Origin of the sequence: Phascolarctobacterium faecium, from assembly GCF_003945365.1 — a bacterium.
In the GTDB taxonomy this organism is placed as follows: Bacteria; Bacillota; Negativicutes; order Acidaminococcales; family Acidaminococcaceae; genus Phascolarctobacterium; species Phascolarctobacterium faecium.
The window spans coordinates 1336511-1360893 of sequence record NZ_AP019004.1 but is presented as its reverse complement, the minus strand read 5'-3'; the positions used below and the strand labels follow the sequence as shown (position 1 = coordinate 1360893).

The window sequence follows — 24383 nt, the reverse complement described above, 5'->3', positions numbered from 1 at the left end:
TTTATGAAAAAAGATCTCATTTTTGTATCAGTACAATACTATTCACAGATAAATGAAAAATCCCCTGTGCTTTGCACAGGGGATTTTATTTACTCATCAAATGCCAATTTTCTTATTTTTCAAGAACATCCACATCGGACCAGCCAGAAAAATCGAAGTATAGGCACCACTGGCAAAACCTACCAGCATAGCGAAAGAAAAATTATGTATAGTCTCTCCGCCAAAAAGGAAGATTGACACTATAGCAAACAATGATGTTGCCACAGTATAAATTGTCCTCGTCATACACTGCCAAATGCTGTTATCGACCATCTCGCCCAGGCTTTCACTGCGTCGATGTATTTTCAGATTTTCACGAATACGGTCAAAAATAACGATCGTACCGTTAACAGAATAACCGACTACCGTCAGCAGTGCTGCAACAAACGAAGAATCCATTTCCATTTGGAACAATGAGAAATAACTCAATACTACCAAAACATCAATAATAAGTGCTATAATTGCCGCTATTGCAAATTTAAACTCAAACCTAAAGGTAATATAAGCAATCATCAATACCCAGGAAAGAACTATTGCCATAGCCGCCTGCTGTACCAGTTCTGAACCGATTGTAGCGCCAACCTGCTCAACACGCTGTATCTGATAATTGCCAAGCTTGCTTTGCAGATCATTCATCGTAGCTCTTAATTCAGTATCCTCCACAACACCAGTACGAATCAATACACTGTTGGCTTCAGTTTTGCCATCACTGTTTTCCAGTTGGATGATACTATTGCCCATATCATGTTCTTTCAGGACATCCCGAACCTGTGCCACATTGACTGGATTTTCAAAAGTCAAATCAACAATACTGCCGCCTGTAAAATCAATTCCAAGATTGAAACCACGGGTAACAATAGAACCAAAGCCGATCAACAGAAAAATAATGGTGATGGAAAAGAAAATTTTATAATTCTTTACGATCGAAAACATTATTTATTCACCTCCTTCGGAGCAGAAACGCCAAAGAAAGCGGGATTTTTAGTGAAATTGCTTGAAATCAAAAAGCGCAGCAAAAATTTAGTCACAGTAATAGCCGAGAACATACTCAAAATAACACCAATAGCCAATGTTACTGCAAAGCCTTTAATCGGTCCAGTACCAAGATAGAAAAGAATAACGGCAGCCATTAAAGTCGTTACGTTAGAGTCAAAAATAGTTACAAACGCACGATTAAATCCTGCATCCATTGCTGAACGTAAAGTTTTACCATTGCGAATTTCTTCTTTAAATCGTTCAAAAATCAAGACATTAGCATCTACTGCCATGCCAATAGACAGGATGATACCAGCTATACCAGGCAGAGTCAGCGTCGCATTCAGATACCGCATCACTAAAAGCAGCATCATTACATAAAGCAGTAATGCAATACAAGCTACAATACCTGACAAACGGTAAAACAGAATCATAAATACAAAAACACCGATAACACCGATTCCAAAAGCTTTAATACTTTTTTCTTTAGAATCCTGACCTAATGTAGGTCCAACAGTCCGGTTTTCCATAACCTCAATTTTCACAGGCAAAGAACCACTACGCAGTAAAATAGCCAAATGCTCAGCCTCTTCCATAGTACGTGATCCTGAGATTTGAGCTCTGCCGCCAGTTATAGCTTCCTGTACTACAGGATTGGTAAGCACTTCACCATCTAACACAATAGCAATCGGTTTACCTATGTTACGTGCGGTAAGATCAGCAAACTTTTTGCCGCCTTCATCACTGAACTCCAAACCGACAACAGACTGGTTGCCCTGAGAAATTTGCGCTTTAGCATCCTTTAAGTCTTTACCTGTCAGAACAGTTTTCCCGCTGACATCTTTAAATTCCAAAAGTGCGGTACGTCCGAGCATCGCAATCGCTTTATCAGGATCTTTAACTCCAGGAAGCTCAACAATAATACGATCCTTACCCTGACGCTGTATAACCGGTTCAGTCAATCCAAGTTCATTGACACGGCGTTCAATAATTTTCACTGAACGATTAACTGCATCATCATCAACCTTTAACTCAGGTGTATCAACAGCCTGAAGCACAACATGTGTACCACCCTGCAGATCAAGTCCCTGTTTAATGGAATTTGACAAAGGCGAAATATAAACACAGAAACCCCCGATTATCGCCAACGAGATAATCAAGAATTTGCCTAATTCATTCCATCTCAAAATTAGCTGCCCCCTTTAGTAAGTTCATCAAAACTTTTATAAACAAGCTACTCACAAAGAGTAACGTTTGTTTCAGTAACCAGATACTGCACCGGTTTATCATAATAATCTACTGGTATTTTACTGCATAACAGGGCATTATAAGTCACACCCATCAGCACAGCTTTATCAACCTGTGCCAAGAAGCGGTCATAATAACCTGCACCCATGCCTATTCGGTTGCCATTTTTAGCAAACCCAACTCCAGGCACCAATACCAAAGCTATTTCATGTGGATTTATCACAACATCTGTACCACTAACACTGCGGATTCCGTAACGGTCAAGTGATAACTGACCAAAACCTTCAAACCGCACCGCACAAATCTCTGTTTCTGAAATTATCTGCGGAACACAAACCGTTTTACCAGCGAGTCTAGCCTGCTCTAAAACAATGTCTATATTCGGTTCGTTTCCGAATGCCAGATAACCAAAAATGACGTCAGCATGACGATATTGTGGCGAAAGCATAATATTTGCACAGATTTTTTTGCTCCAGCGGTCAACCTGATCCCTAGAAAGCTGATTGCGCAAAGATTTTAACTCCTTGCGCAATTGTTGTTTCTTCATTATTTTTCTGCCATTTCCTGCTTAACGGGATCTTGAAAAGCACTGATAGCGGAACGTGCAAAATCAACTTCCACGTCTTCAGCCAGCTTTAAGGTAACCTTTTTTTCACTGATAGCGGTAATCACACCAAACATACCGCCAATAGTCACTACTTTATCGCCTTTTTTCAAAGAATCAAGCATTCTCTGACGTTTTTGTTGTTCTTGTTTCTGAGGACGATACAGCATAAAATAAAAGATACCGCCCATTAAGATAAACGGCCAGATCGCATTGATCATCGCCATAGTATCTCCACCTTGCATGGGAACACCTCCTTCATAATTCTCCCCTATCTGGGATTATATTCGCCATAAAAACGAAAAATCCTGTTTTAGCCTCGATAATTTTCTAAAAATCTTTCGCGCAGCTCAGGGAAAGTATCACTGGCAATAGCAGAACGAATCTGCTTTGTAAAATCAAGCAGAAAATGTAGATTGTGAATCGTAAGCAGCCTCAGAGCAAACAACTCTTCTGCCTTAAACAGATGCCTGATATAGGCCCGTGAAAAATTACGGCAAGTATAACAGCCGCAGCGTTCATCAATAGGACGAAAATCCTCAGCATATGCTGCATTCCGTACAACCAGCCGTCCTTCTGGGATCATTGCTGTACCGTTACGCGCTACCCTTGTTGGAAATACACAGTCAAACATATCGACACCCAGGTTTACTGCCTCTACTATACAGTCTGGGGTTCCAACTCCCATTAGATAACGGGCTTTATTCTTTGGCATATGCTCAGTTGTTTGGTTTAAAATGTCATACATCAGCGGCTTAGGTTCACCAACACTCAGTCCACCGATTCCATAACCAGCAAAATCCATTTCCGTCAGCTGATCAGCACTCATTTTTCGAAGTTCCGGATACATTCCACCCTGAACAATGCCAAACATAGATTGGTCTTCACGGGTATGTATATCTAAACAGCGTTTGGCCCAACGCGTAGTTCTCAGAGTTGATTCTTTTGCATAATCAAAATCAGCCGGATAAGGAATGCATTCATCAAAAGCCATTGCGATATCGGCGCCTAATGCTTCCTGTACTTCTGTGGCTATCTCTGGCGACAGAAATTTTTTTGAACCGTCAATATGCGACCTGAATGTCACACCTTCTTCTTTGATTTTTCTCATGGCTCCCAAACTGAAAACCTGAAATCCACCGCTGTCTGTCAGCATCCCCCGGTCATAACGCATAAAATTATGCAAACCTCCGGCTTTCTTGACCAATTCGTGGCCAGGCCGTAAAAACAAATGATAAGTGTTAGACAAAATAACCTGACTGCCCATAGCATATAATTCTTCTGGCGCTAATGTTTTTACGGTCGCCTGTGTTCCAACAGGCATAAACATCGGCGTATCAAAAGTTCCGTGCGGAGTATGTAATTTACCTAATCGCGCGCCGCTCCGACTGCACTCTTTTATTAATTCATATGTAACTGCGTGCATAAATTCTCCTAAAAATTATTTATTCAAATCAGTAATAAACATAGCATCACCAAAAGAAAAGAAACGATAATGTTCGCGTACAGCTTCAGCATAAGTCGACAGCATAATCTCACGTGTTGACAGGGCTGATACCAACATCAAAAGCGTGCTCTGCGGCAAATGAAAATTAGTTATCAATGAATTTACCAGTCGAAAGCGATATCCAGGATAAATAAAGATATTTGTCCAGTTCCCGCCAGCTTTAATCACACCACTTTCACCCGCAGCTTCTAAAGTACGTACCGCAGTAGTTCCTACAGCAACGATACGCCGACCTTCAGCTTTAGCCTTATTAATAGCTTCAGCCGCTTCAGGTGAAACAGAGTAAAACTCTCTGTGCATCACATGATCTTTGATGTCATCAACACTGACAGGGCGAAAAGTGCCAAGACCAACATGCAGTGTTACAAAAACCTCTTCGCAGCCAATATCCCTAATCTTTTGCAAAAGTTCTTTGGTAAAATGCAATCCGGCAGTTGGTGCTGCAGCACTGCCATTCTCTCTTGAATAGACTGTTTGATAACGTTCCTTATCTTCCAGTGGTGCCGTAATATACGGAGGCAGCGGCGTTTCACCCAAACGATCCAAAATCTCTTCGAATACGCCATTATAATAAAAACGCGCTATTCTTCCGCCAAAATCCGTATCAGCAATAATATCACAGGACAACTCATCACTAAATTTTATTTTTGCCCCAACGCGCAGTTTGCGACCAGGTTTAACCAAAACTTCCCAATCCGTACTGTTTAAACGAGTCAGCAAAAATACCTCAACTCTTGCACCAGTATCCTTCACGCCATGCAGACGTGCCGGAATAACACGTGTATCATTAAAAACCAGTAAATCATCATGCCGCAAATATTCACATAAATCATAAAAATATCTGTGTTCTATTGCTCCCGTATTTTTATCTAAAACAAGCAATCTTGAGTGATCGCGCGGTTCCAACGGATACTGCGCAATCAATTCCTGCGGCAATTCATAAGTAAAATCTTTTACCTGCATCTTAATCTCCGGTTTCAGTAAATTTTTTCAACCCTGGTATCTGTATAATAATGAGTTAAAATTTCTTTATAATAGTCCCTGCTGCGTGGCGGCGCACTATTTGCCATCCCACGTGCTCCCCACTGGGAAAGCCCCAGTCCGGACCCCTGCCCACGGCCTTTAAAAGTTACCATCTCACCTTTTTCACCGCTGACAAAATGCAGATCCTTTAAAATATCTTTAAAACTAATACTACGTTCGCTGACTTTTATCGGGACTTCCTTCCTGCCAATTTCTATTCCATAAGGATTTTCAATAGGAATCTCAATAGAATTTGGTACAGGACGGTTGACTTCCACTTCAAAAAAAGTACTGTTGAGCCCTAATATTTCCTGCACCTGCTGTCCTGTAAAAAGAAATGTCCCGCCGCTGCCGCTGAATAGCATTTCCTGCACCCGTCCGCTGGCAGTGCGATCATTTCCAAACATTTTGCTACTGCCTTCCAGCGGTGATAAACGTATGCTTTCAAGTTTGCCGACAGCATATCCACGCGTCGATAAACGTCGTTCGATCTCACTTGCAGGCAAAGCTTTTTCCCAGTTATACATAGGTGCATCCCAGTCGTAATCCTTCACACTGCGCAGATAAGGTACATATCTACCCCACACATCGCGGCTGTTTTCCGTCTGCCCGCCACCACTTTGGTGATAAACAGCTTCAATTGGCTGCCCGTTATAAGTGACTACCATTCCCGCTGTGACATCGACCAGTTTATTAATAGCCTGCTTTTCTGTTGTCAGTCCATAATAATCCTGCCCTTCTTCACTGGCTTTCAGATCATAACCTAAACGACTGCGGTTTCCAAGCCTGTTATAAGCCAGCGACCTTGCTGCTACAGCCTGGGCCTTAATTGCCTCATCAGGGAAAATCACAGGTATTTCTTCGCCCACAACACTATATAAATACTGCTCTAACGGCAGTACATTGACCACATCTAAAGTCTTTCCGTCAGCGGAAATACGTACCTCAAAGCTGCCACGGTAAGCTTTTTTATTTACTTCAATGGGCTTGCCATTTTCTTTTACCACAAAACGTAACGTTTTGGCGCCAAACTTCTGCGCACCCAAATTGACAGTACCACCCTCAGCATTTACAAAATACCTATCCGGTTTCAAAACCATTTCCTCTCCGGTATCCGGTACTCTTACCATCAGTTCATCCTCACAGCTAAGCTCAGCTGCAAACTGACCATGTACGACAGCAACAGCAATATCAGGCGATGAAGCCATTACTATGCCACAATTGATACAGAATACCCACGCGACAAGCAGCAGCAGTTTTTTCATGAGGACGCCCCCTTCTCTAAAACTAGTCTAACTTTACCTTAGGCTTCTTCTCATAACGGTCCCTTTCACTGAATACGCAGCCACAGTATGGCTGACGATATAACTCCAGCTCTAGGCTTATATCAACACCACGCTGATAACCTTTGCGAAAATCCTCATAGTAAAACGGGATATCAAATTCCTTCCCAGCTTCTTCAGCCATTTGTATGATCAGTTCATGCTTCTGATACGGACTGACTAATAAAGTCGTTGAGAAAGCATCATAACCATTTTCTTTGGCATACTGAGCTGCATAACGCATCCGCACTCTGTAGCAGTAAGCGCAGCGTATTACAGGTTCATCCAGCATCCCTTGCACACAAGTTTCCAGAGGGTAGCTTTTATCTACAATCAGCTTATAACGTTTTTTCTCGCATAACTCTCGTAAAGCATTTAATCGCCGTTTAAATTCCTTATATGGATGGATATTTGGATTAAAATACAAAATATCAAAAGCCTTGCCGTCAACCAACAGCTTCTCTGCAGGATAGCATGCACAAGGTCCGCAGCAGGCGTGCAATAGCAGTTTCATCACATCATCCCTTTTCCGGGAAAGGCACTCCCAAATAACGATACGTTTCACGTGTGGCAATCCGCCCCCGCGGTGTACGCTGAAGCAGCCCCAATTGCATAAGATATGGCTCAATTACATCCTCAATAGTATCTGTTTCCTCACTTACTGCAGCCGCAATGGTTTCAATACCAACAGGTCCACCGCAAAATGTTTTAACAATCGTTTGAAGAATGCGTCGATCATTGCGGTCAAGGCCATAACGATCAACCTCTAAGCGTGCTAAAGCTTCATCTGCCATTTGTCCAGTAATAACCGCAGCACCTGACACCTGTGCAAAATCGCGCACGCGCTTTAACAAACGATTCGCTACACGCGGAGTTCCGCGACTGCGACGTGCAATTTCCTCTGCTCCGTCAGCAGCGATCTCAACACCTAAAATCTCAGCAGCACGTGTAATAATAAACTGTAATTCATCAGGCTTATAAAATTCCAACCGGCACTGTACACCAAACCGATCACGTAAAGGAGCCGCAATGGCTCCTAAACGTGTCGTAGCACCAATAAGCGTAAATTTTGGCAAATCTAACCGCACGCTGCGCGCACTCGGGCCTTTACCGATAATGATATCCAAAGCATAATCTTCCATTGCTGAGTACAAGATTTCTTCCACTGTTTTGGATAAGCGGTGAATCTCGTCAATAAAAAGCACGTCATTATCACCTAAATTAGTCAAAATCGCTGCCAGATCACCCTGTCGTTCAATAGCAGGGCCTGACGTAACACGAATATTAACATTCAATTCATTGGCAATAATATTTGCTAATGTGGTTTTCCCCAGACCAGGCGGCCCAAATAAAAGCACATGATCTAGCGCTTCTTTCCTGTCGGCAGCAGCCTTGATGAATACTTCCATATTCTGTTTTACCTGATTCTGCCCGATATATTCGGCCAGGCGGCGAGGACGCAGGCTGTATTGCCATACATCGGCGTCCTGCTCCTGTCCGGTAATAATTCTTTCTTCCGGCTGCATTATTTCCTCCCGGCAAACAATTTGAGAGCCTGCTTAATAATTACCTCACTGCTAAGTTCTGCATAATTCGGAATCTGTTTTAAAGCAGGCATGATTTCCGAATTAGAGTATCCTAAAGCACACAATGCTTCAATAGCTTCATCCACAGCAGCACTACCGCCGCCAAATGCAGTATCGGCAAAACCGCTGTCGCTGTCACCGCCTATACCGCCTACTTTATCTTTTAATTCTAAAAGTAACCGTTCAGCGGTCTTTTTACCAATCCCTGGCAACTTTGTTAAAACCTTAAGGTCACGGCTTTGCACTGCCAGATAAAAATCATCCGGCTTAACGGCAGACAAAATGCCTAATGCAACCTTAGGACCAACACCGCTGACCCCAAGAAGAAGTAAAAATAAATTATAGTATTCCTGATTCAGAAAGCCAAACAGTAAAATAGCATCCTCGCGCACAGCCATATAAGTGTGCACTCTAGCTTCCATTCCTACAGCAAGTTGTCCCAAATGAGCCGCAGGCATAAAGACCCTGTAGCCAACACCGCTGTTAGTTTCCAACAAACAATATTCATTTGCCAGATAGGCCACCTTTCCTTTAATTGATCCAATCATTTACTTCAACTCCTGCCATCGTCTTGTCGCTGCCGTATGCAATCCGCAAATCGCCACTGCCAAAGCATCAGCGACATCGTCTGGTTTAGGTTTTGTACGAATATTCAAGAGCTTCTGCACCATAAAAGTCACCTGCTCTTTGTTAGCGCCGCCATAACCTACAACAGCCTGCTTGATCTGCATCGGTGTAAATTCCGTGATCTGGATACCGCGGTTAGCTGCTGTCAAAAGTGCCACACCGCGAGCCTGACCAACGCTTATTGCTGTCGTTACATTGCGGTTAAAAAACAATTGTTCCACACTCATCACATCCGGACGATATTCATCCAATAAGACGCTCAGTTCATCGTAGATTTTTTTCAACCTGAGTTCAGGCAGCATATCCTTATCCGTAAACACAGCTCCATAATGGATAGGAGTCAGTTTATTCCCTACCATTTCCACCAGGCCAAAGCCGCAGATAGCAGTACCAGGGTCAATTCCAATTGCCAGCATCTCTTCGTGCTCCCTCCTGATTATGATAGAAAGCAGGCAGGCCTTGGTGAGCCTGCCTGTCGCACAATTTATTCTTCGTCTTCTTCCGGCAGGTCTGCGTTTGTATAAACATCCTGCACATCGTCTAAGTCCTCCAATGCCTCAAGCATTTTCCTGACTTTAACAACGTCTTCGTCAGACAGTTCTGCCATTGTGTCAGGGAGCATTGCGATCTCAGACATCATGACTTCGATATTATTATCAGCAAGAGCTTTTTCAACAGCATCAAAATCCTCAGGCTCGGTAACTATCTCAAAACCTTCTTCCTCAGCTTTAACATCTTCAGCACCTGCCTCTAACGCTATCAACATCAAATCATCTTCCGTATAGCCGGCTTCACTGTCGATACTAAAAACGCCTTTGCGTTTGAACATCCAATTTACACAACCAGTCTCGCCCATGTTCCCACCGTATTTAGAAAATACGTGACGAACATCGGCAGCAGTACGGTTACGGTTATCAGTCAAAGTGCTTACCATTACAGCAACACCAGCAGGACCATAACCTTCGTAAGTAATTTCCTCATAATTAGAAGCATCTGCAGCACCCTGCCCTTTTTGGATAGCGCGCTGAATGTTATCTTTAGGAACATTATTGGCCTTAGCTTTTGATAAAGCCAATTTCAATTTCATATTGCCGGTAGGGTCAGGGCCACCCATTCTTACCGCAATCGTAATCTCGCGGCCGATTTTGGTAGTAATCTGACCGCGTGCTGCGTCAGCTTTACCCTTTTTGTGTTTGATGTTTGCCCATTTCGAATGTCCGGACATTGTCATATTCCCCCTAAATCTTTAAACCTTACAAATCGCAAGATATTTTTACCATAATATTATACTATAGAGCCATTATTTATTCAAACTATTTTCGATGCCACTATTTAACATTAAGATATATAAAACGCAGCCGAAGTCATCCCCGGCTGCGTTTTCAATTAATCACTATGCTTACAGCACAATATTTTTCGCATTAGCTAAAGTATCTCTTGCTTCAGCTATCAATCTTTCCATCACTTCAGCACAAGGCAGAATGTCGTTTAAAACGTTCAGACTTTGCCCTACTAAAACAGCTCCGTGGACAATATCGCCTTCCACCGCACCTAAACGGTTAGTTCCCGTAGCAAAATCGTTTAATTCCTGCTGCGGCGCACCGCTGCATTCTTTTTCTAAATATTCTTTGGTAAACTCATTTTTCAGGCAACGCACAGCATTATTGCGCGAAAAACCAGTTACAGCAGAATCAGTATCAGTAGCCTTAATAATGGCTTCTTTAGCTTTAGGATGGGTAGGACATTCGTCCGTCAGAATAAAACGTGATCCCATCTGTACACCGTCAGCCCCCATCATAAGCGCTGCCGCAATTCCACGTCCATCTGAAATACCACCTGCTACCAAAACCGGTACTTTTTTGATTAGCGGCAGTACGTTTGTCATTAAAGCCATAGTAGTTTGCTGACCTATATGCCCGCCACCCTCCATACCTTCGATGACCATGGCATCAACACCTGCTTCTTCAACACGCTTTGCCAATTTGACACTTGGAACTACAGGAATAACTTTAATTTCTGCAGCATGAAATTTTTCGATATGAGGAACAGGATTGCCAGCGCCCAAAGTTACAAAGGCAACTTTTTCTTCACAAACCACATCAATAATCTCTGCAATATTAGGAGCCATCAGCATGATATTGACGCCGAAAGGTTTAGCGGTCAAATCTTTGGCTTTTCGGATTTCATCGCGGGTCCACTCTACAGTGCGGCCACCTGTAGCAATAATACCAGCGCCGCCGGCATTGGAAACAGCAGCTGCCAGATTTGCATCTGAAGTCCAGGCCATGCCACCCTGAATGATAGGATACTTGATTCCTAAAAGCTCAGTGATCTTTGTTTTCATATATCACACCTCTTAACTTAAATTTTATTATGTAAACCTGTTGCTTTTATATTATATAATAATCTTCTGTTCCTTGGCTACCTAAAAAGTCCCTTATCCTGTAAAAAAACGGTGAAATCATAGCTTACACAATTATCTGTTAAATTGACATTTTTCGTAAAATACCGTAAAATTTTTTTAATATCCTTATACTTGGATAGACAGACAGATAAAAGAGACATTTAAGGGAAAGAGGTTATTAAAATTATGCGTAGTGAAGAAGTAAAGCTTGGTTCAACCAGAGCAGCTCACCGCTCTTTATTTTATGCGATGGGTTACACCGAAGAAGACTTAAAAAAACCGCTTATCGGCGTAGTTAACGCCCAAAACGAAATAATCCCCGGACATATGCACCTCGACCAGATTGCCAAAGCTGTTAAACATGGTATTTTAGCTGCTGGCGGAACTCCGATCGAATTCCCTGCAATCGGTATCTGCGATGGCATTGCCATGGGCCATAACGGTATGAAATATCCTCTCGCCAGCCGCGAACTTGTAGCCGACAGTATTGAAGCTGTAGCTAACGGTCACGCGTTCGACGGTCTTGTACTCATTCCTAACTGTGATAAAATCGTGCCGGGTATGCTTATGGCAGCCGCACGTCTTAATATTCCCGCAATCGTTGTCAGCGGCGGGCCTATGCTTCCCGGACGTCTTAACGGAACCGACATCAGTGTTTCCACTGTTTTTGAAGCCGCCGGTCGTTTTGAAGCAGGAAAAATCGACAAAACAGAACTCAGCATCATCGAACATGCCGCATGCCCAGGCTGCGGCAGCTGTTCTGGTCTGTTCACTGCTAACACTATGAACTGCCTTACTGAAGTACTTGGTATGGGCTTACCCGGTAACGGTACTATACCAGCAGCTTACCAGGGTGCCCGTATCGCTCTTGCCAAACATGCAGGTGCTAAAATCATGGACCTTGTTGCTCAAAACCTGTGTCCGCGTGATATTATGACAATGGACGCTTTCGAAAATGCCATAACTGTTGATATGGCAATCGGAGGTTCTTCCAATACTGCCTTACATTTACCCGCGATTGCCCACGAAGCAGACTTAGAATTACCATTAGAATTATTTGATGAAATAAGCAAAAAAACTCCTTATCTGACTAAACTTAGCCCTGGTGGCAGCCATCATATCATTGACCTTAATGAAGCTGGCGGAATCAATGCCGTGATGCATGAACTCAGTAAACTCAACCTGATTCATAAGGAAGCAAAATCAGTAACAGGTCAGACTATGGGCGAAAATTTTATTGATGCTGTTATCACCCGTCCTGATGTTATTCACAGCGTTGAGAATCCTTATCGCAAAACAGGCGGCATTGCTGTACTCAAAGGCAATATCGCCCCCGACTGCAGCGTAGTCAAAGAAAGTGCCGTCGCCGAAGAAATGCTTGTACATTCTGGCCCTGCTAAAGTCTACGATTCAGAAGATGAAGCTATTGCGGCAATCTGCGGTAAACAAATAGAAAAAGGAGATGTCGTAGTCATTCGTTATGAGGGACCCAAAGGCGGACCAGGTATGCGCGAAATGCTCAATCCCACATCAGTACTGGCCGGTATGGGACTTGATAAAGATGTGGCGCTCCTTACGGATGGGCGTTTTTCCGGTGCAACCCGCGGGGCCTGCATCGGTCATATTTCCCCTGAAGCACGTGAAGGCGGTAATATTGCACTTATACAAAACGGTGATATCATCGAAATCGATATTCCCAACCGCACACTTAATGTTAAAGTTTCTAACGAAGAACTGTCCAGACGTCGTGAAGCGTGGATATGCCCGCCTCCTAAAGTAACCAGCGGTTACTTAGCTCGCTATGCAGCCTTGGTTTCTTCAGCAGCAACAGGCGCTGTACTTAAAGTCCCTGATCAAAAATAAAATTTATATAGTAAAAATATCAATAAACCCCTGTCGTTTTAAAACGACAGGGGTTTATTGATATTTTTTTAGTTATTCCTAAACCGACATTTCTTCTTAAAATTATACAGTGCTTTCTTATTACATATGCTCAGTTATTTAATAACTATCTGGCAATTCAAACATTTCATATATCATTAACTCTATTACTTCCACCATCGTAAAATCTCCCTATTCTACAATAATAACAGAAAGAAGATGATAGTTATGGACACTTTAACCTTTAATAGCAACACTTATAGCGGTACCTACACTACTGGTAATAACGGAGTTCCATGCACATTTACGGTGGTGGTTGGAACACTGTCGCCTACTGTAGGCGACAATTTGACGTTAGCTAGAATAAATAATCGAAATGTTTATATTCAAGATAGCGCAAACAACAACCAGTACATTGTAACCCTTGCCTAAATTCCTCTGTATTATAAAATAAAAAGAATACCATATGGTATTCTTTTTATTTTACTTTTGATTCTCATCCGAATTATTTTTATCACTATAAATTCTAAAGGCACTACGAAATACCAGAAAGAAACATAATAAAAGCGTTACTATATCCCCGCTGTCAGAGATATTGAAATTTAAACGCCGTAACACGAAAATATAAAGAAAAATTACAAAAATTATAGTATAATCCTGCTGCTTCATTATCTTCACCCCAATATATTATACCCCGCTGATTTTATTATACCATCTCCTGATATTAGTGCTGTATTTTATTATTTACAAAATAAAATACAGCACAAAAAAATAATGCAAAACACTGCCAGTCATCACAAATAAATGCCATACTGAATGCATAAATTTATGTTTTTTATCAGCATAGAAAAAAATTCCTATTGTATAAGCTAATCCACCACTTACTAACAACATTAGACCATCTGCAGGCAACATTTTCCACAAATACGGCAAAGCAATAATAACAGACCATCCCATAAGCACATACATCAGCAACGACAGTTTTTCCCACCTGCTGAGACTTATCGCATTGAGAGTGATCCCTACAACTGTCAGCAGTAAATTTATCCCCAATAACTTCCAACCTAACTCAGGCGGTAATAAAACAATACAAATAGGTACATAACTACCTAAAATCAAAAGAAAAATCGAACAATGATCAAGCACCTGAAAAATCTTTTTCGCGGTACTGTTTGTTATAGCATGATATATTGTAGACATCAGATAAAGAAAAATCAGGCAAAAACCATATATCGCCGCACTGACAATACCGCTGACACTGCTGTTATAGGATGCATAAACGATCAAAACAACAGTACCAAGAACAGCCAACAGTGCGCCGATGCCATGTGAAACGGCATTAGCTATTTCCTCACCTAAAGACTGCCTGTTTAAACTGCTCATATAATCAACCTCCAGTCTTACGTAGTAAATTATAGCACTATCCGTTAAAAAAAGTGTGACAATAAAGTTAACCTCTTACTTTATTTTCAAAATATTTTCTAAAAGTAACTATTATCAACATTTTCCAAAATATAATCGAAACAATTAGTAAAAAGCATTTTAGATTCGATATAAGGAGTAATAACGCTTCTAAACAAGCCATTCCCTCTAAAAACAATTATTTTAAACTTTTTTTCAAGTTTTTTAGCATTGCTTAATTCATATTTCTTTAATATGATTAATTCAGAAAGTAAAATTAAACTTCAAGAAAATCATTGGAATTCTTATGAAGCTATTTTTTTACAAGAAAGGACTGATTTTTATGACTACAAGAAAAATAAAAAAATTAACTACAGGACAACGTACAATTGATGGCGCAGGCGTACATCTGGTCCGTGTACTTGGCCACGATACAGTAATGGACTATGACCCGTTTTTAATGCTGGATTCTTTTGACTCACATAATCCTACCGACTACATTAAGGGTTTTCCAATCCATCCTCATAGAGGTATTGAAACTATTTCTTATCTTGTTCAAGGCGAAATGACACACCAGGATAGTTTAGGCAATAAAGGAACAATCAGCAGCGGCGAAAGCCAATGGATGACTGCCGGCAGTGGTATCATGCACCAGGAAATGCCCCAGGCCAGCAAACATATGCTTGGCGTACAGCTTTGGCTGAACCTGCCCCAAAAAGAAAAAATGACTGATCCAACCTATTTTGACATTACCGGAAATATGATAGGCAGTAAAAAAACAGATAATGCTATAATACATGTGCTTGCAGGTGAATATGACTCTATAAAAGGTGTTGAACCACCTCATATCAAGGCAACTATCTATGATGTAGAACTACAGGCAGGCAAGTCAATCACACTGCCAACTAAAACTGAGGATAATGTTTTTATCTTTTTGATTGAAGGCAATGCTATAATAGACGGCACCAATATTCCAGAAAAAACTGCAGTGCTCTTTAGTGAGGGCGATGAAATATCTGTCAGTTCTGAATCAGATAAACAATTACGTTTTATGTTCTGTTCTGCTAAGCCTTTAAAAGAACCTGTATCTTGGGGTGGACCAATTGTGATGAATACGCGCGAAGAGCTAAATGAGGCTTTTAAAGAACTTGACAAAGGAACTTTTATCAAACATAATGCAGCCCATCTTGATTAATCAGTAATACTATCCAAGAGCTGTTAAATATTAAAAAATACACAAAAAAGCCGCAACCAAAGGTTGCGGCTTGCTTTTTATTTGGTGGGCCCAGCTGGGTTCGAACCAGCGACCAACCGGTTATGAGCCGGTGGCTCTACCACTGAGCTATAGGCCCATAGTACCATGCGTTGTCTCAATGGTCAACAGTAATATTCTAAACAAATTTGGTCGAGTTGTCAAGCTAAACCGATTATTCCAAGAAGTCTTTTAACCGTTTACTGCGGCTTGGATGACGCAGCTTACGTAAAGCTTTGGCCTCGATTTGACGAATACGTTCTCTGGTTACACCAAAATGCTGCCCTACTTCTTCCAGGGTACGTGAACGCCCGTCTTCCAAACCAAAACGCAGTTCTAAAACCTTCTTTTCACGCACAGTCAGTGTTTCCAAGACTTCTTCCAACTGCTCACGCAATAAAGTGAACGAAGCAGCATCAGCTGGTGCCGGTGCATCATGATCTTCAATAAAATCCCCCAAATGCGAATCTTCTTCTTCACCGATAGGAGTTTCCAATGATACCGGTTCCTGTGCGATTTTCATAATCTCACGAACACGATCAACAGTAGTATCCATTTCCTTTGCAATCTCTTCCGGCATAGGTTCCCGCCCAAGTTCCTGCAGCAGTTGACGTGATACGCGAATCAGTTTATTGATTGTTTCAACCATATGCACAGGTATACGAATGGTGCGGGCCTGGTCAGCAATAGCGCGTGTAATAGCCTGACGAATCCACCAAGTGGCATAAGTACTGAATTTAAAGCCTTTATTATAATCAAATTTTTCTACTGCTTTGATAAGACCAAGGTTACCTTCCTGAATAAGGTCTAAAAAGAGCATTCCCCGGCCAACATAACGTTTTGCAATGCTGACAACCAAACGAAGATTAGCTTCCGATAAACATCGTTTTGCGGCTTCTCCTTCTTCAAAAACTTCTTCCAAAAGTTTTCCGTAATCTTCTTCCAACGTCATATAGCTATCAAAAACAGCAGCATCATTTTCTTCTGGTAAGCGGCGCTTGATCTCGTCAAGTAAAGTCTTGATTTCAAACAGCGCATGTACTTCTTTATCACTGGTCTGACGATCGACTACCATTTTATCACAGTCTGGGATCATCACATTGTGTTCCTGCATCATACGTTGTAAATGCAAACGCTCATCTTTAGTAAACTCAACAATAAGATCCTGATATTCAGACAATGTACAGGGAGTACCCGCTGCAGCCGCCCTCGCAATAATTCCAAGCACTTTTTCAACATTGCGCAGTTCACAGCTTTTATGTTCCTGTTCCAAATGCTTCTTGATTTTTTTGATCAGAGTAGCAGTTTTTTCTTTACCGCTGTAAGCAGGAACCAAAGCTGCAGGCAATGACGAATTCATCAGCCTTTCGGCCTGTTTTCCCTTATCCATACGTTTAGCAAGCTTGATTTCATCTTCGCCGATCAAAAGCGGTACACGGCCGATCTCCTTAAGATACATCCTGACCGGATCATCAATGCTTACCCCTTCAGGCACACTGAGATTAGCCAGCTCTGCTTCATTGATTTCTTCCGTATCATCATCGTTGACCGGCAGTACATCATCATCGCTGTTTTCGTCGACTACGTCGATGCCTTTTTGGGCAATCAACTCATACATACTGTCCATATCGTCCGGAGTCATATCTTCTACGTTTTGCATAGAATCCATAATTTCACGATAAGTGAGAACACCGCCGTGAGATTTGCCTTTAAGTAATAATTCCTCTACCTGGTCGGCAGAAATTTTAGTATTAGCCATGGTGTTCCCTCCTTTCGTTGCTTAATATCTGCTGTTGTTTTTTAATATAATTTTTTGATTTCATCTTTAATTTTCTGGCTTTCCGCAAGTTCCTGCAAAAAGCGGTCATCCCCCAAACGTTCATATTCGTCGGCGCGCAGACGGTGCTCTTCATAGCTTCGTTCCAAAGCGCCCCTGCGCATCTGCCGCAGGCAATCATCTACTAGTTTTTCACCGTTTTCTTCCGCAAGATCTTTTGTCATAATCTGCGCCAGCTCCGTGGCCGCTTCATTTGACAGTTCTGTAAAAAGCTTATCAGCAGCACTCTTACTGCCGGCATCAAGCTGCTTCAGCAATCCTTCATAGATTTCTCCGCGAAATTTTGACATAAAACCGACACTATCAATTTTATCTCTGTAAACAAGCGCCAAATCGGTATTTTTTAAAATAACGTAAAGCAAAAGCTGCTCTGCTAAATCTTCAGCTGAAAGTACGTTGGGCTGTACCTGCCATTTAGACACGGCTTCCCCACGATCATTCTTACGGCTTAGCTTACGATATTCACTCATGATGAGCCCTTCGTCAATTGTCAAACGTTGGGCCAGCGTTTTGATATGCTGTGCAACCTCAATTTCATTTTTGCACTCTAGTAGGAATGGTAGTATATTCGACACAGCTTCAACTTTTCCTGCTAAATTTGAAACATTATTTTGAGAAATGACATACTGCATCTGAAATTCTATACCTGAAACAGCTGTTTCAATCAGCCGTAGATAAGCATCTTTACCGTGCTTACGCACAAATTCATCAGGATCTTTCCCATCAGGCACTATGAGCACTCTGACTTTAAGCCCGACTTCTTTAGCAATGCTTACTGCCCTTACAGTGGCCCGTTGTCCAGCTGCGTCGCTGTCATACGAAAAAACTACTTCATCAGCGGCACGAGCTAAAAGTTTAGCCTGCTCCTGCGCAAAAGCCGTCCCCATTGAAGCAACAGCCCAATCGATACCAGCAGCATGTAAACTGATTGCATCCATATAACCTTCAACAATCACGGCCTGCCTGCGTTTCTTTATTTCCTTTAAAGCCACATTCATCCCGAACAGAAGAGTTCTTTTGTTAAACCACTCTGTTTCACCAGTATTCATGTATTTTGCCATCTGTTGAGAATTTTGCTCTAAAATACGACCGCCGAAACCAACTACATGACCACGTGGATCCTGAATAGGTATCATCACTCTGCCACGGAACTTATCCATCGGCCCACGGTCATAGTTTACCGCCAGCCCGGCCTGCACCAACAGTCCAGCACTACATCCACGTTTTCCAAGTGCTGAAAGCAATGCGTTATAGTTCGGCAGTGCCACCCCGATTGAAAACCGCTCGATAATCTCAGGTGTAATGCCGCGTCCTGTGAGATACTCCTGTGCTTTAATTCCATAATCAGTCTTCGTCAAACAGGCCTGAAAAAAACGTGTCGCCAGTTCATTAGCGGCAATAACCTGTTTTGCCTGTTTCTCACGTTCCAGTTCAGCTTTAGTCTTTTCCTTTTCAGGAACAGCAATACCCAATTTATTTGCCAGAAGCTTTAAAGCCTCTGGGAACGTGCAATTTTCCATTTTCATCACAAAGGTAAAAACATCACCGCCAACATGACAGCCATAACAATAAAAAAAGTTCTTGTCCGGCGTTACGGAAAAGGACGGTGTTTTTTCTCCGTGGAAAGGGCAGCAGCCCCAAAAACTGCCGCCGCGCTTTTTTAGCGGTACATATTCAGAAATTATCTCGACGATATTAGCTTGGGAGCGAACCTGCTCTTTAAAATCATCAAACATACCACTCATAATTATTGCTCCTGTCACCTCGAATACCATCTGATTTATTATATTCAATATTTAACAAAAAAATCCTCTTTTTAACGGTAGATAATTTTAGCATTACGACAAGTTTATATTATGGGAATGTAATGTTTATTAAATAGCTGCACAGCTCCTGCATCTGTCAGTCCACCCACAAAATCGACTACAGTCTGCTTCAATCCGAAACGATCTGCCAGTTCCCCATATTCTCTTGGCAACAGCTGCGGAGACTCCATATATAAATCCATAAGAGTCCTAACAACGTGTTCTGCCTTGTTATGTTCAACCGTCAGCTGGGGCGAACAGTAAATATAATCAAACATAAAATTGCGAAATTCTTCAACAGCTTCTTCATAATATTTATCAATAATAATTTGCGGCTGATTCAGTGATAATTCCACAATATTATGAACAAGCACATCCAATATCTGGCTTGGTTCTGTTCCTAAGCGCATAGCGACGATACCTGGCAATTTTTCAGGACCGATGATGCCAACTTTGCATCCATCATCGAAATCATGGCACAGATAAGCGATACGATCACAACGCCGCACCACTTGCCCTTCAAGCGTCTTTGGCATCGTACTGCCTGTATGGTTCACAATAGCATCACGAACTTCACGGGTCAGATTCAGCCCTTTCCCCTTCCGCCCATACAATTCTACGACACGAAGGCTCTGTTCATTATGTTTAAAATGTCCAGTATAAGAATTAATTGCCCGCTCCCCTGCATGTCCAAAAGGAGTGTGCCCAAGATCATGCCCTAAAGCAGCAGCTTCTGTAAGATCCTCGTTTAATCTCAATGCTCTGGCAATAGTCCTGGCAATCTGCGACACTTCCATGCTATGAGTAAGACGCGTACGGTAATGATCACCCGGACATAAATATACCTGTGTTTTATGTTTTAACTTACGAAAAGGAGTACTGTGGATGATCCGGTCCCGATCACGCTGGAAAGCCGTGCGCAGATCATCGGCAGCCTCCTCACTATCACGTACTGCCTGCGAACTTTTAGCCGCCCAGGGTGCCAGTGTTTCCTGTTCTATATTCTCGCTTATTTCTCTAACTGATAACATTATTCTTCACCTTTATTTCACTTTCAAGCATTGTCACCAGGCACATTAAGTAATATAATTACTCATGTGAGGTGAACTGAATGAAAAAAATTTTTATCTTTGTTTTACTGTTGCTCTTAGTTCCTGCAATTTGTCTGGCAGAGCCGCAGGTAACCAGTGATAAACAAACTTTTAACCCTTTTACAGGAGTTTATGATCTGCAGGGCAACGTCCATGTTGAAATTGGTGACAGAATCATCACCGGCGATGCCGCACAGGTAAGTATGTATAAACTTGAGGTACATGGACAAGGTAATATTACCCTGCGCGAAGGAGATATCACCTTCGATTGTGATACAGTCGATGTATACGGTAAAGAAAAAACTGCCTACGTAGCAGGTAATATGAACTTTACTCAAGGTGATATGATCATCAGCGCCGATACCGGCAGCTTTAACTGGAGCACAAAAAATGCTGTTTTTAACGGTAATGTAATCGTCAACGGTGAACCTAAAAATGGCGAAGTCATTTACAATGTCCGTGAAAAAGTTTTTGTAAATTAGTTTTACAGTTTAAATAACCCTCGCTTAGGCGAGGGTTATTTTTATTTAGCGGCGGTCTTTATTTTTCTGCACATACTCTAAGATCATACCTGCTGTTTCTTCGATCGCACGGTTAGATACATTGATAATAGTACAATGCAGACGACGCATAATACCTTTTGCATATTCAAGCTCTTCATTAATTCGTTTAACATCAGCATAAGCGGCACCATCTGTCAGTCCCATAGTTTTCAAACGTTCGCTGCGGATCTCATTAAGTTTAAACGGATCAATAAGCAGGCCAATGATTTTATGCGGAGGAACTTTAAATAATTCTTCAGGAGGCATGATTTCCGGTACCAGCGGTACATTGGCAACTTTTATTTGTTTGTGTGCCAAGTACATGCTGAGCGGAGTTTTAGAAGTTCTTGAAACACCTATGATAACAACATCTGCTTTGGCCAGTCCCAAAGGATTTTTGCCATCATCATATTTAACAGCAAATTCTACGGCTTCGACACGTTTAAAGTATTCATGATCTAAAGCATGGATCAATCCGGCCTGGTTTTTAGGCAGCAGTCCGGAAGTTTTTTCAATAGCCTTAAGCATCGGTCCTAAAACATCAACAACCTCTACATCATGCTCCATTGCTTTATGCGCAATATGTTCACGCAATTCAGGTGAAACTACGGTATAACAGATAATACCATTATTTTCCTTAGCCTCTTCAATAACCTTTTCAACCTGCGCCTTATCTTTAACATAAGGAACACGGATCACATCAAATTTTTCCTGTACAAATTGGCTGGTAGTAGCCTTTACAACAGACTCAGCGGTTTCACCAATAGAATCAGAAACTGCATAGATAATCGGTAATTTAGCTATGATAATTGCCTCCTTTGCCCTCTGCCAGATCCACTAACAGACGGGTAAAATTCGTTTTAGTGATACGTCCCACTACTTCGTAACTGCGCTTATCCTCGCCCACACATCTAATAACAGGCAGACAATCAATCTCATTATCAATAATTTTACGTGCTGCCGAAGCTACAGAATCTTCCTGTTTGACTACAATAAGTTTAGACAGTGGTGTCATCACCATTACAACAGGAATTTCACGCAGATCGCTGCCATTATTGATAGCAGCTTTAAGCAAGTCTTTACGCGATACCACCCCTACCAAAAGGCCAGCCTCATCAAGAACAAATACTGTCCCTACATCCTCCAGGAACATAGTTACAACAGCTTCATAGGCGCTTTTATCCTGATTGACTGCTACAGGCACAGACTGCAGATCACGTACAAGGATGCCGGAAATTTCTTCCATCAACATTCCCAGCGTATTCTTGCCGGTAAAATAATAACCAACTTTAGGACGCGCATCTAAAATACCGCCCATAACTAAAATCGCCAGATCTGATCGTAAAGCCGCACGAGTTACATTCAGACGTTCAGCAATATGTTCGCCCGTGATCGGCCCATCCTGGCGCACGATCTCGGCAATACGTTTTTGTCTGTTACTTAAAGAAATTGTCCTCACACCCTTCCGAACTTACATTAATTTTTCCTATATTTATATAGTATACGCTATTTTATGCAAAATCCCTGCTTCCGGTCATAAATATTTTTAAAAGTATACAAAAATAACAGGGCCAAAATTTCGGCCCTGTTATTTTCATATATTTTCATAACTGCTCATGTTCCATTCTCTGGATCATAATACACAGCAGCAAAAAATAACGGTCTGTCATTTTAAAATAATTTTTTTGTGTTATTTCTTTGATTTTCCCCAACCGATAACGTAGAGTATTAATATGTATATGCTGTCTTTCAGCTGCATCCTCTAAACTGTTTTCCCGCAAAGCCGCTGAAAGTGTATCCAAAAGGCTCGATTGATAGCGTCTGTCATATTCCTGCAGTTTATCAAGCACCGTCGTCTTAATAAAATTATACTCCGAAGTATTGCGGCAGTGCATCAGCAAACTGAACGGCAGCCATTCTTCAGCCTTATGTACTCCTGAAATATGCAATTTATATAAAAGTCTGATAACGTTTACCGACATCTCATAATGCTCTTTAATTCGCTCCAGTTCTGTAAATTCAGGAGATATTACAGCTGCAGCTATTTTACTCTGTTCCTTATTATATTTTTTGAATATATTAATGCTCGTAAGAGCTTCTTTACTGCTGCATAACAAGATATAAAATTTTTCCTCTTCAATTAAAAATCTATCAATCAAATAATTGCTTATATTATGGCTTCCTTTAGAAAATAAAATCAAATTATATGCTTTTTGCTGCACAAATCCCAGATTAGCAAGCTTTTCAGCAATAACTTCTCCACTTTTGATTTCACCATTTTTTATTTCTTTCCAAAAACGTTCCACTGTTTTCTGCAGCGTTTCATAATGGTCCCACAGCTTGATGGCTAAAAAAGAAGCTCCCTGTTGCCCAATCAACCGTTCTTTTTCCGTTAACTGCCCCTCAGCAACAATAATAAACCTCCCTATAAGCTGACTACGGGCATAGCATTCGAAAATATGCAGCTCATTGATAAAAAAGCCCGCATCAGTATATATTCTTTCATTAAAACCAGTTTTAATTTTTTCTGTCCAATCAAGAAAATCCTGTTTACGAGTACCTCGTCTGCTCCAGGAAGCAAGTATCTTCCCTTCATGATTCAGGCAAAAACAATTCTTGTGAAGCTGATTTCCCAAAACATTCACCAGCGAAGCCAGATCATCTGAATTCAGTGAAGTATGAATAAGTTTTTGATAGTTTTTTTCTACTTCAATCAACATATTGGTTTGATAATTCTGGATTTCAGAAGTGATTATCTGCACCAGTTCTCTAAACTTGACTGCAGTTTTCACTTCAAATACCGGCAGCCGGTACTGATCTGCCAACTGCAGTATTTTCAGCGGGATCTTATTGATAAAACGACCTGTTTTGATACCTATCGCTGATATTCGCGGAGCAAGCTTTTTAAAACCATCTTCCTGCAGGTCAGGACTTTTACTGAAGGCATACCAGGTAGTTAAAACAAACTCACCTCCTGTTACCCATTCGTGCAAATCAGGCCCTTCCATAATTGTTACATGTGTTATCTGATTGTTTAAGTTCCCATGCTTATTAACCAATGTCACACGTTCGGCAAAATCTTTGATTTCCAATAATTCATTTAAGGTCACCATTTTCTTGGACATTATCTCACCTTCTTTTCTAATGCCATATATTTCTTTTTCTCCAGAATATCCTGATTACGATTTTACTATTTAGTTATTTTTTTAGCAAATCCAAAGATTTCAAAAACTGTTATA

23 protein-coding genes and 1 tRNA gene are annotated in these 24383 nt (G+C 41.4%); 3 read left to right on the top strand and 21 right to left on the bottom strand.

Going from position 1 to position 24383, the window contains the following annotated elements:
• Positions 1-96: 96 nt before the first annotated feature.
• The 13 genes from secF to PFJ30894_RS06635 all read right to left on the bottom strand — a co-directional run bounded on the left by secF (position 97) and on the right by PFJ30894_RS06635 (position 11275).
• A complete protein-coding gene (gene secF, locus PFJ30894_RS06695; protein WP_021717619.1) occupies positions 97-972 on the bottom strand; it encodes a protein translocase subunit SecF in 876 nt (291 codons plus the stop codon).
• Entirely contained in the window at positions 972-2201 is a 1230-nt protein-coding gene (gene secD / locus PFJ30894_RS06690; protein ID WP_046430063.1) for a protein translocase subunit SecD, read from the bottom strand. The genes secF and secD overlap by 1 nt, the downstream gene beginning before the upstream one ends.
• Positions 2202-2248: 47 nt before the next feature.
• A complete protein-coding gene (locus PFJ30894_RS06685; RefSeq protein ID WP_113077149.1) occupies positions 2249-2809 on the bottom strand; it encodes a 5-formyltetrahydrofolate cyclo-ligase in 561 nt (186 codons plus the stop codon).
• Positions 2809-3111: a preprotein translocase subunit YajC gene (gene yajC, locus PFJ30894_RS06680; RefSeq protein WP_021717616.1), complete on the bottom strand. Its 303-nt coding sequence runs from the start codon at positions 3109-3111 to the stop codon at positions 2809-2811. The genes PFJ30894_RS06685 and yajC overlap by 1 nt, the downstream gene beginning before the upstream one ends.
• Before the next feature lie 68 nt (positions 3112-3179).
• Complete coding sequence (tgt, locus tag PFJ30894_RS06675; protein WP_021717615.1) at positions 3180-4292, bottom strand: tRNA guanosine(34) transglycosylase Tgt; 1113 nt, start codon at positions 4290-4292, stop codon at positions 3180-3182.
• A 15-nt stretch (positions 4293-4307) separates the two neighbouring features.
• Positions 4308-5336: a tRNA preQ1(34) S-adenosylmethionine ribosyltransferase-isomerase QueA gene (queA, locus tag PFJ30894_RS06670; RefSeq protein WP_113077150.1), complete on the bottom strand. Its 1029-nt coding sequence runs from the start codon at positions 5334-5336 to the stop codon at positions 4308-4310.
• A 14-nt stretch (positions 5337-5350) separates the two neighbouring features.
• The gene (locus tag PFJ30894_RS06665; protein WP_046430066.1) at positions 5351-6661 is read right to left on the bottom strand and encodes a SpoIID/LytB domain-containing protein; all 1311 of its coding nucleotides are present in this window, start codon (positions 6659-6661) and stop codon (positions 5351-5353) included.
• A gap of 22 nt (positions 6662-6683) precedes the next feature.
• On the bottom strand, positions 6684-7232 hold the full coding sequence (locus tag PFJ30894_RS06660) for an epoxyqueuosine reductase QueH (protein ID WP_113077151.1): 549 nt from the start codon (positions 7230-7232) through the stop codon (positions 6684-6686).
• 4 nt (positions 7233-7236) lie between these two features.
• Positions 7237-8244, bottom strand: a complete 1008-nt coding sequence (ruvB, locus tag PFJ30894_RS06655) for a Holliday junction branch migration DNA helicase RuvB (protein ID WP_021717611.1) — start codon at positions 8242-8244, stop codon at positions 7237-7239.
• Positions 8244-8852: a Holliday junction branch migration protein RuvA gene (gene ruvA / locus PFJ30894_RS06650; RefSeq protein WP_113077152.1), complete on the bottom strand. Its 609-nt coding sequence runs from the start codon at positions 8850-8852 to the stop codon at positions 8244-8246. Before ruvA ends, ruvB begins: the two co-directional genes overlap by 1 nt.
• On the bottom strand, positions 8853-9347 hold the full coding sequence (ruvC, locus tag PFJ30894_RS06645) for a crossover junction endodeoxyribonuclease RuvC (protein ID WP_113077153.1): 495 nt from the start codon (positions 9345-9347) through the stop codon (positions 8853-8855).
• Positions 9348-9415: 68 nt separating this feature from the next.
• The gene (locus PFJ30894_RS06640; RefSeq protein ID WP_021717608.1) at positions 9416-10156 is read right to left on the bottom strand and encodes a YebC/PmpR family DNA-binding transcriptional regulator; all 741 of its coding nucleotides are present in this window, start codon (positions 10154-10156) and stop codon (positions 9416-9418) included.
• Between the two features lie 174 nt (positions 10157-10330).
• A complete protein-coding gene (locus tag PFJ30894_RS06635) occupies positions 10331-11275 on the bottom strand; it encodes a nitronate monooxygenase (protein WP_021717607.1) in 945 nt (314 codons plus the stop codon).
• Between the two features lie 246 nt (positions 11276-11521).
• Between PFJ30894_RS06635 and ilvD the strand changes: the two genes are divergently transcribed.
• Positions 11522-13198 (top strand): dihydroxy-acid dehydratase, encoded by a 1677-nt coding sequence (ilvD, locus tag PFJ30894_RS06630; RefSeq protein ID WP_113077154.1) that lies wholly within the window; start codon positions 11522-11524, stop codon positions 13196-13198.
• Positions 13199-13960: 762 nt separating this feature from the next.
• Here the strand turns inward: ilvD and trhA are convergent.
• On the bottom strand, positions 13961-14599 hold the full coding sequence (gene trhA, locus PFJ30894_RS06625; protein ID WP_021717605.1) for a PAQR family membrane homeostasis protein TrhA: 639 nt from the start codon (positions 14597-14599) through the stop codon (positions 13961-13963).
• Between the two features lie 361 nt (positions 14600-14960).
• On the opposite strand from trhA, the gene PFJ30894_RS06620 reads away from it, so the two are divergent.
• Positions 14961-15812: a pirin family protein gene (locus tag PFJ30894_RS06620; protein ID WP_113077366.1), complete on the top strand. Its 852-nt coding sequence runs from the start codon at positions 14961-14963 to the stop codon at positions 15810-15812.
• A gap of 82 nt (positions 15813-15894) precedes the next feature.
• On the opposite strand, the gene PFJ30894_RS06615 is transcribed toward PFJ30894_RS06620, so the two are convergent.
• From PFJ30894_RS06615 to PFJ30894_RS06600, 4 genes are all read right to left on the bottom strand, one after another.
• Positions 15895-15969: transfer RNA gene (locus PFJ30894_RS06615), tRNA-Ile, on the bottom strand.
• A 75-nt stretch (positions 15970-16044) separates the two neighbouring features.
• Positions 16045-17628, bottom strand: a complete 1584-nt coding sequence (gene rpoD, locus PFJ30894_RS12175; RefSeq protein ID WP_021717603.1) for an RNA polymerase sigma factor RpoD — start codon at positions 17626-17628, stop codon at positions 16045-16047.
• A 41-nt stretch (positions 17629-17669) separates the two neighbouring features.
• A complete protein-coding gene (gene dnaG / locus PFJ30894_RS06605; protein ID WP_197714918.1) occupies positions 17670-19451 on the bottom strand; it encodes a DNA primase in 1782 nt (593 codons plus the stop codon).
• A 104-nt stretch (positions 19452-19555) separates the two neighbouring features.
• Entirely contained in the window at positions 19556-20542 is a 987-nt protein-coding gene (locus tag PFJ30894_RS06600) for a deoxyguanosinetriphosphate triphosphohydrolase (protein ID WP_021717601.1), read from the bottom strand.
• Between the two features lie 80 nt (positions 20543-20622).
• On the opposite strand from PFJ30894_RS06600, the gene PFJ30894_RS06595 reads away from it, so the two are divergent.
• The gene (locus tag PFJ30894_RS06595; protein ID WP_021717600.1) at positions 20623-21084 is read left to right on the top strand and encodes a hypothetical protein; all 462 of its coding nucleotides are present in this window, start codon (positions 20623-20625) and stop codon (positions 21082-21084) included.
• Between the two features lie 45 nt (positions 21085-21129).
• Here the strand turns inward: PFJ30894_RS06595 and PFJ30894_RS06590 are convergent, their stop codons facing one another.
• From PFJ30894_RS06590 to PFJ30894_RS06580, 3 genes are all read right to left on the bottom strand, one after another.
• On the bottom strand, positions 21130-21948 hold the full coding sequence (locus PFJ30894_RS06590; protein ID WP_167457084.1) for a pyruvate, water dikinase regulatory protein: 819 nt from the start codon (positions 21946-21948) through the stop codon (positions 21130-21132).
• Positions 21941-22603: a helix-turn-helix transcriptional regulator gene (locus tag PFJ30894_RS06585; protein WP_021717598.1), complete on the bottom strand. Its 663-nt coding sequence runs from the start codon at positions 22601-22603 to the stop codon at positions 21941-21943. Before PFJ30894_RS06585 ends, PFJ30894_RS06590 begins: the two co-directional genes overlap by 8 nt.
• 145 nt (positions 22604-22748) lie before the next feature.
• Positions 22749-24269 (bottom strand): PucR family transcriptional regulator, encoded by a 1521-nt coding sequence (locus PFJ30894_RS06580; RefSeq protein ID WP_125669349.1) that lies wholly within the window; start codon positions 24267-24269, stop codon positions 22749-22751.
• Positions 24270-24383: the final 114 nt, after the last annotated feature.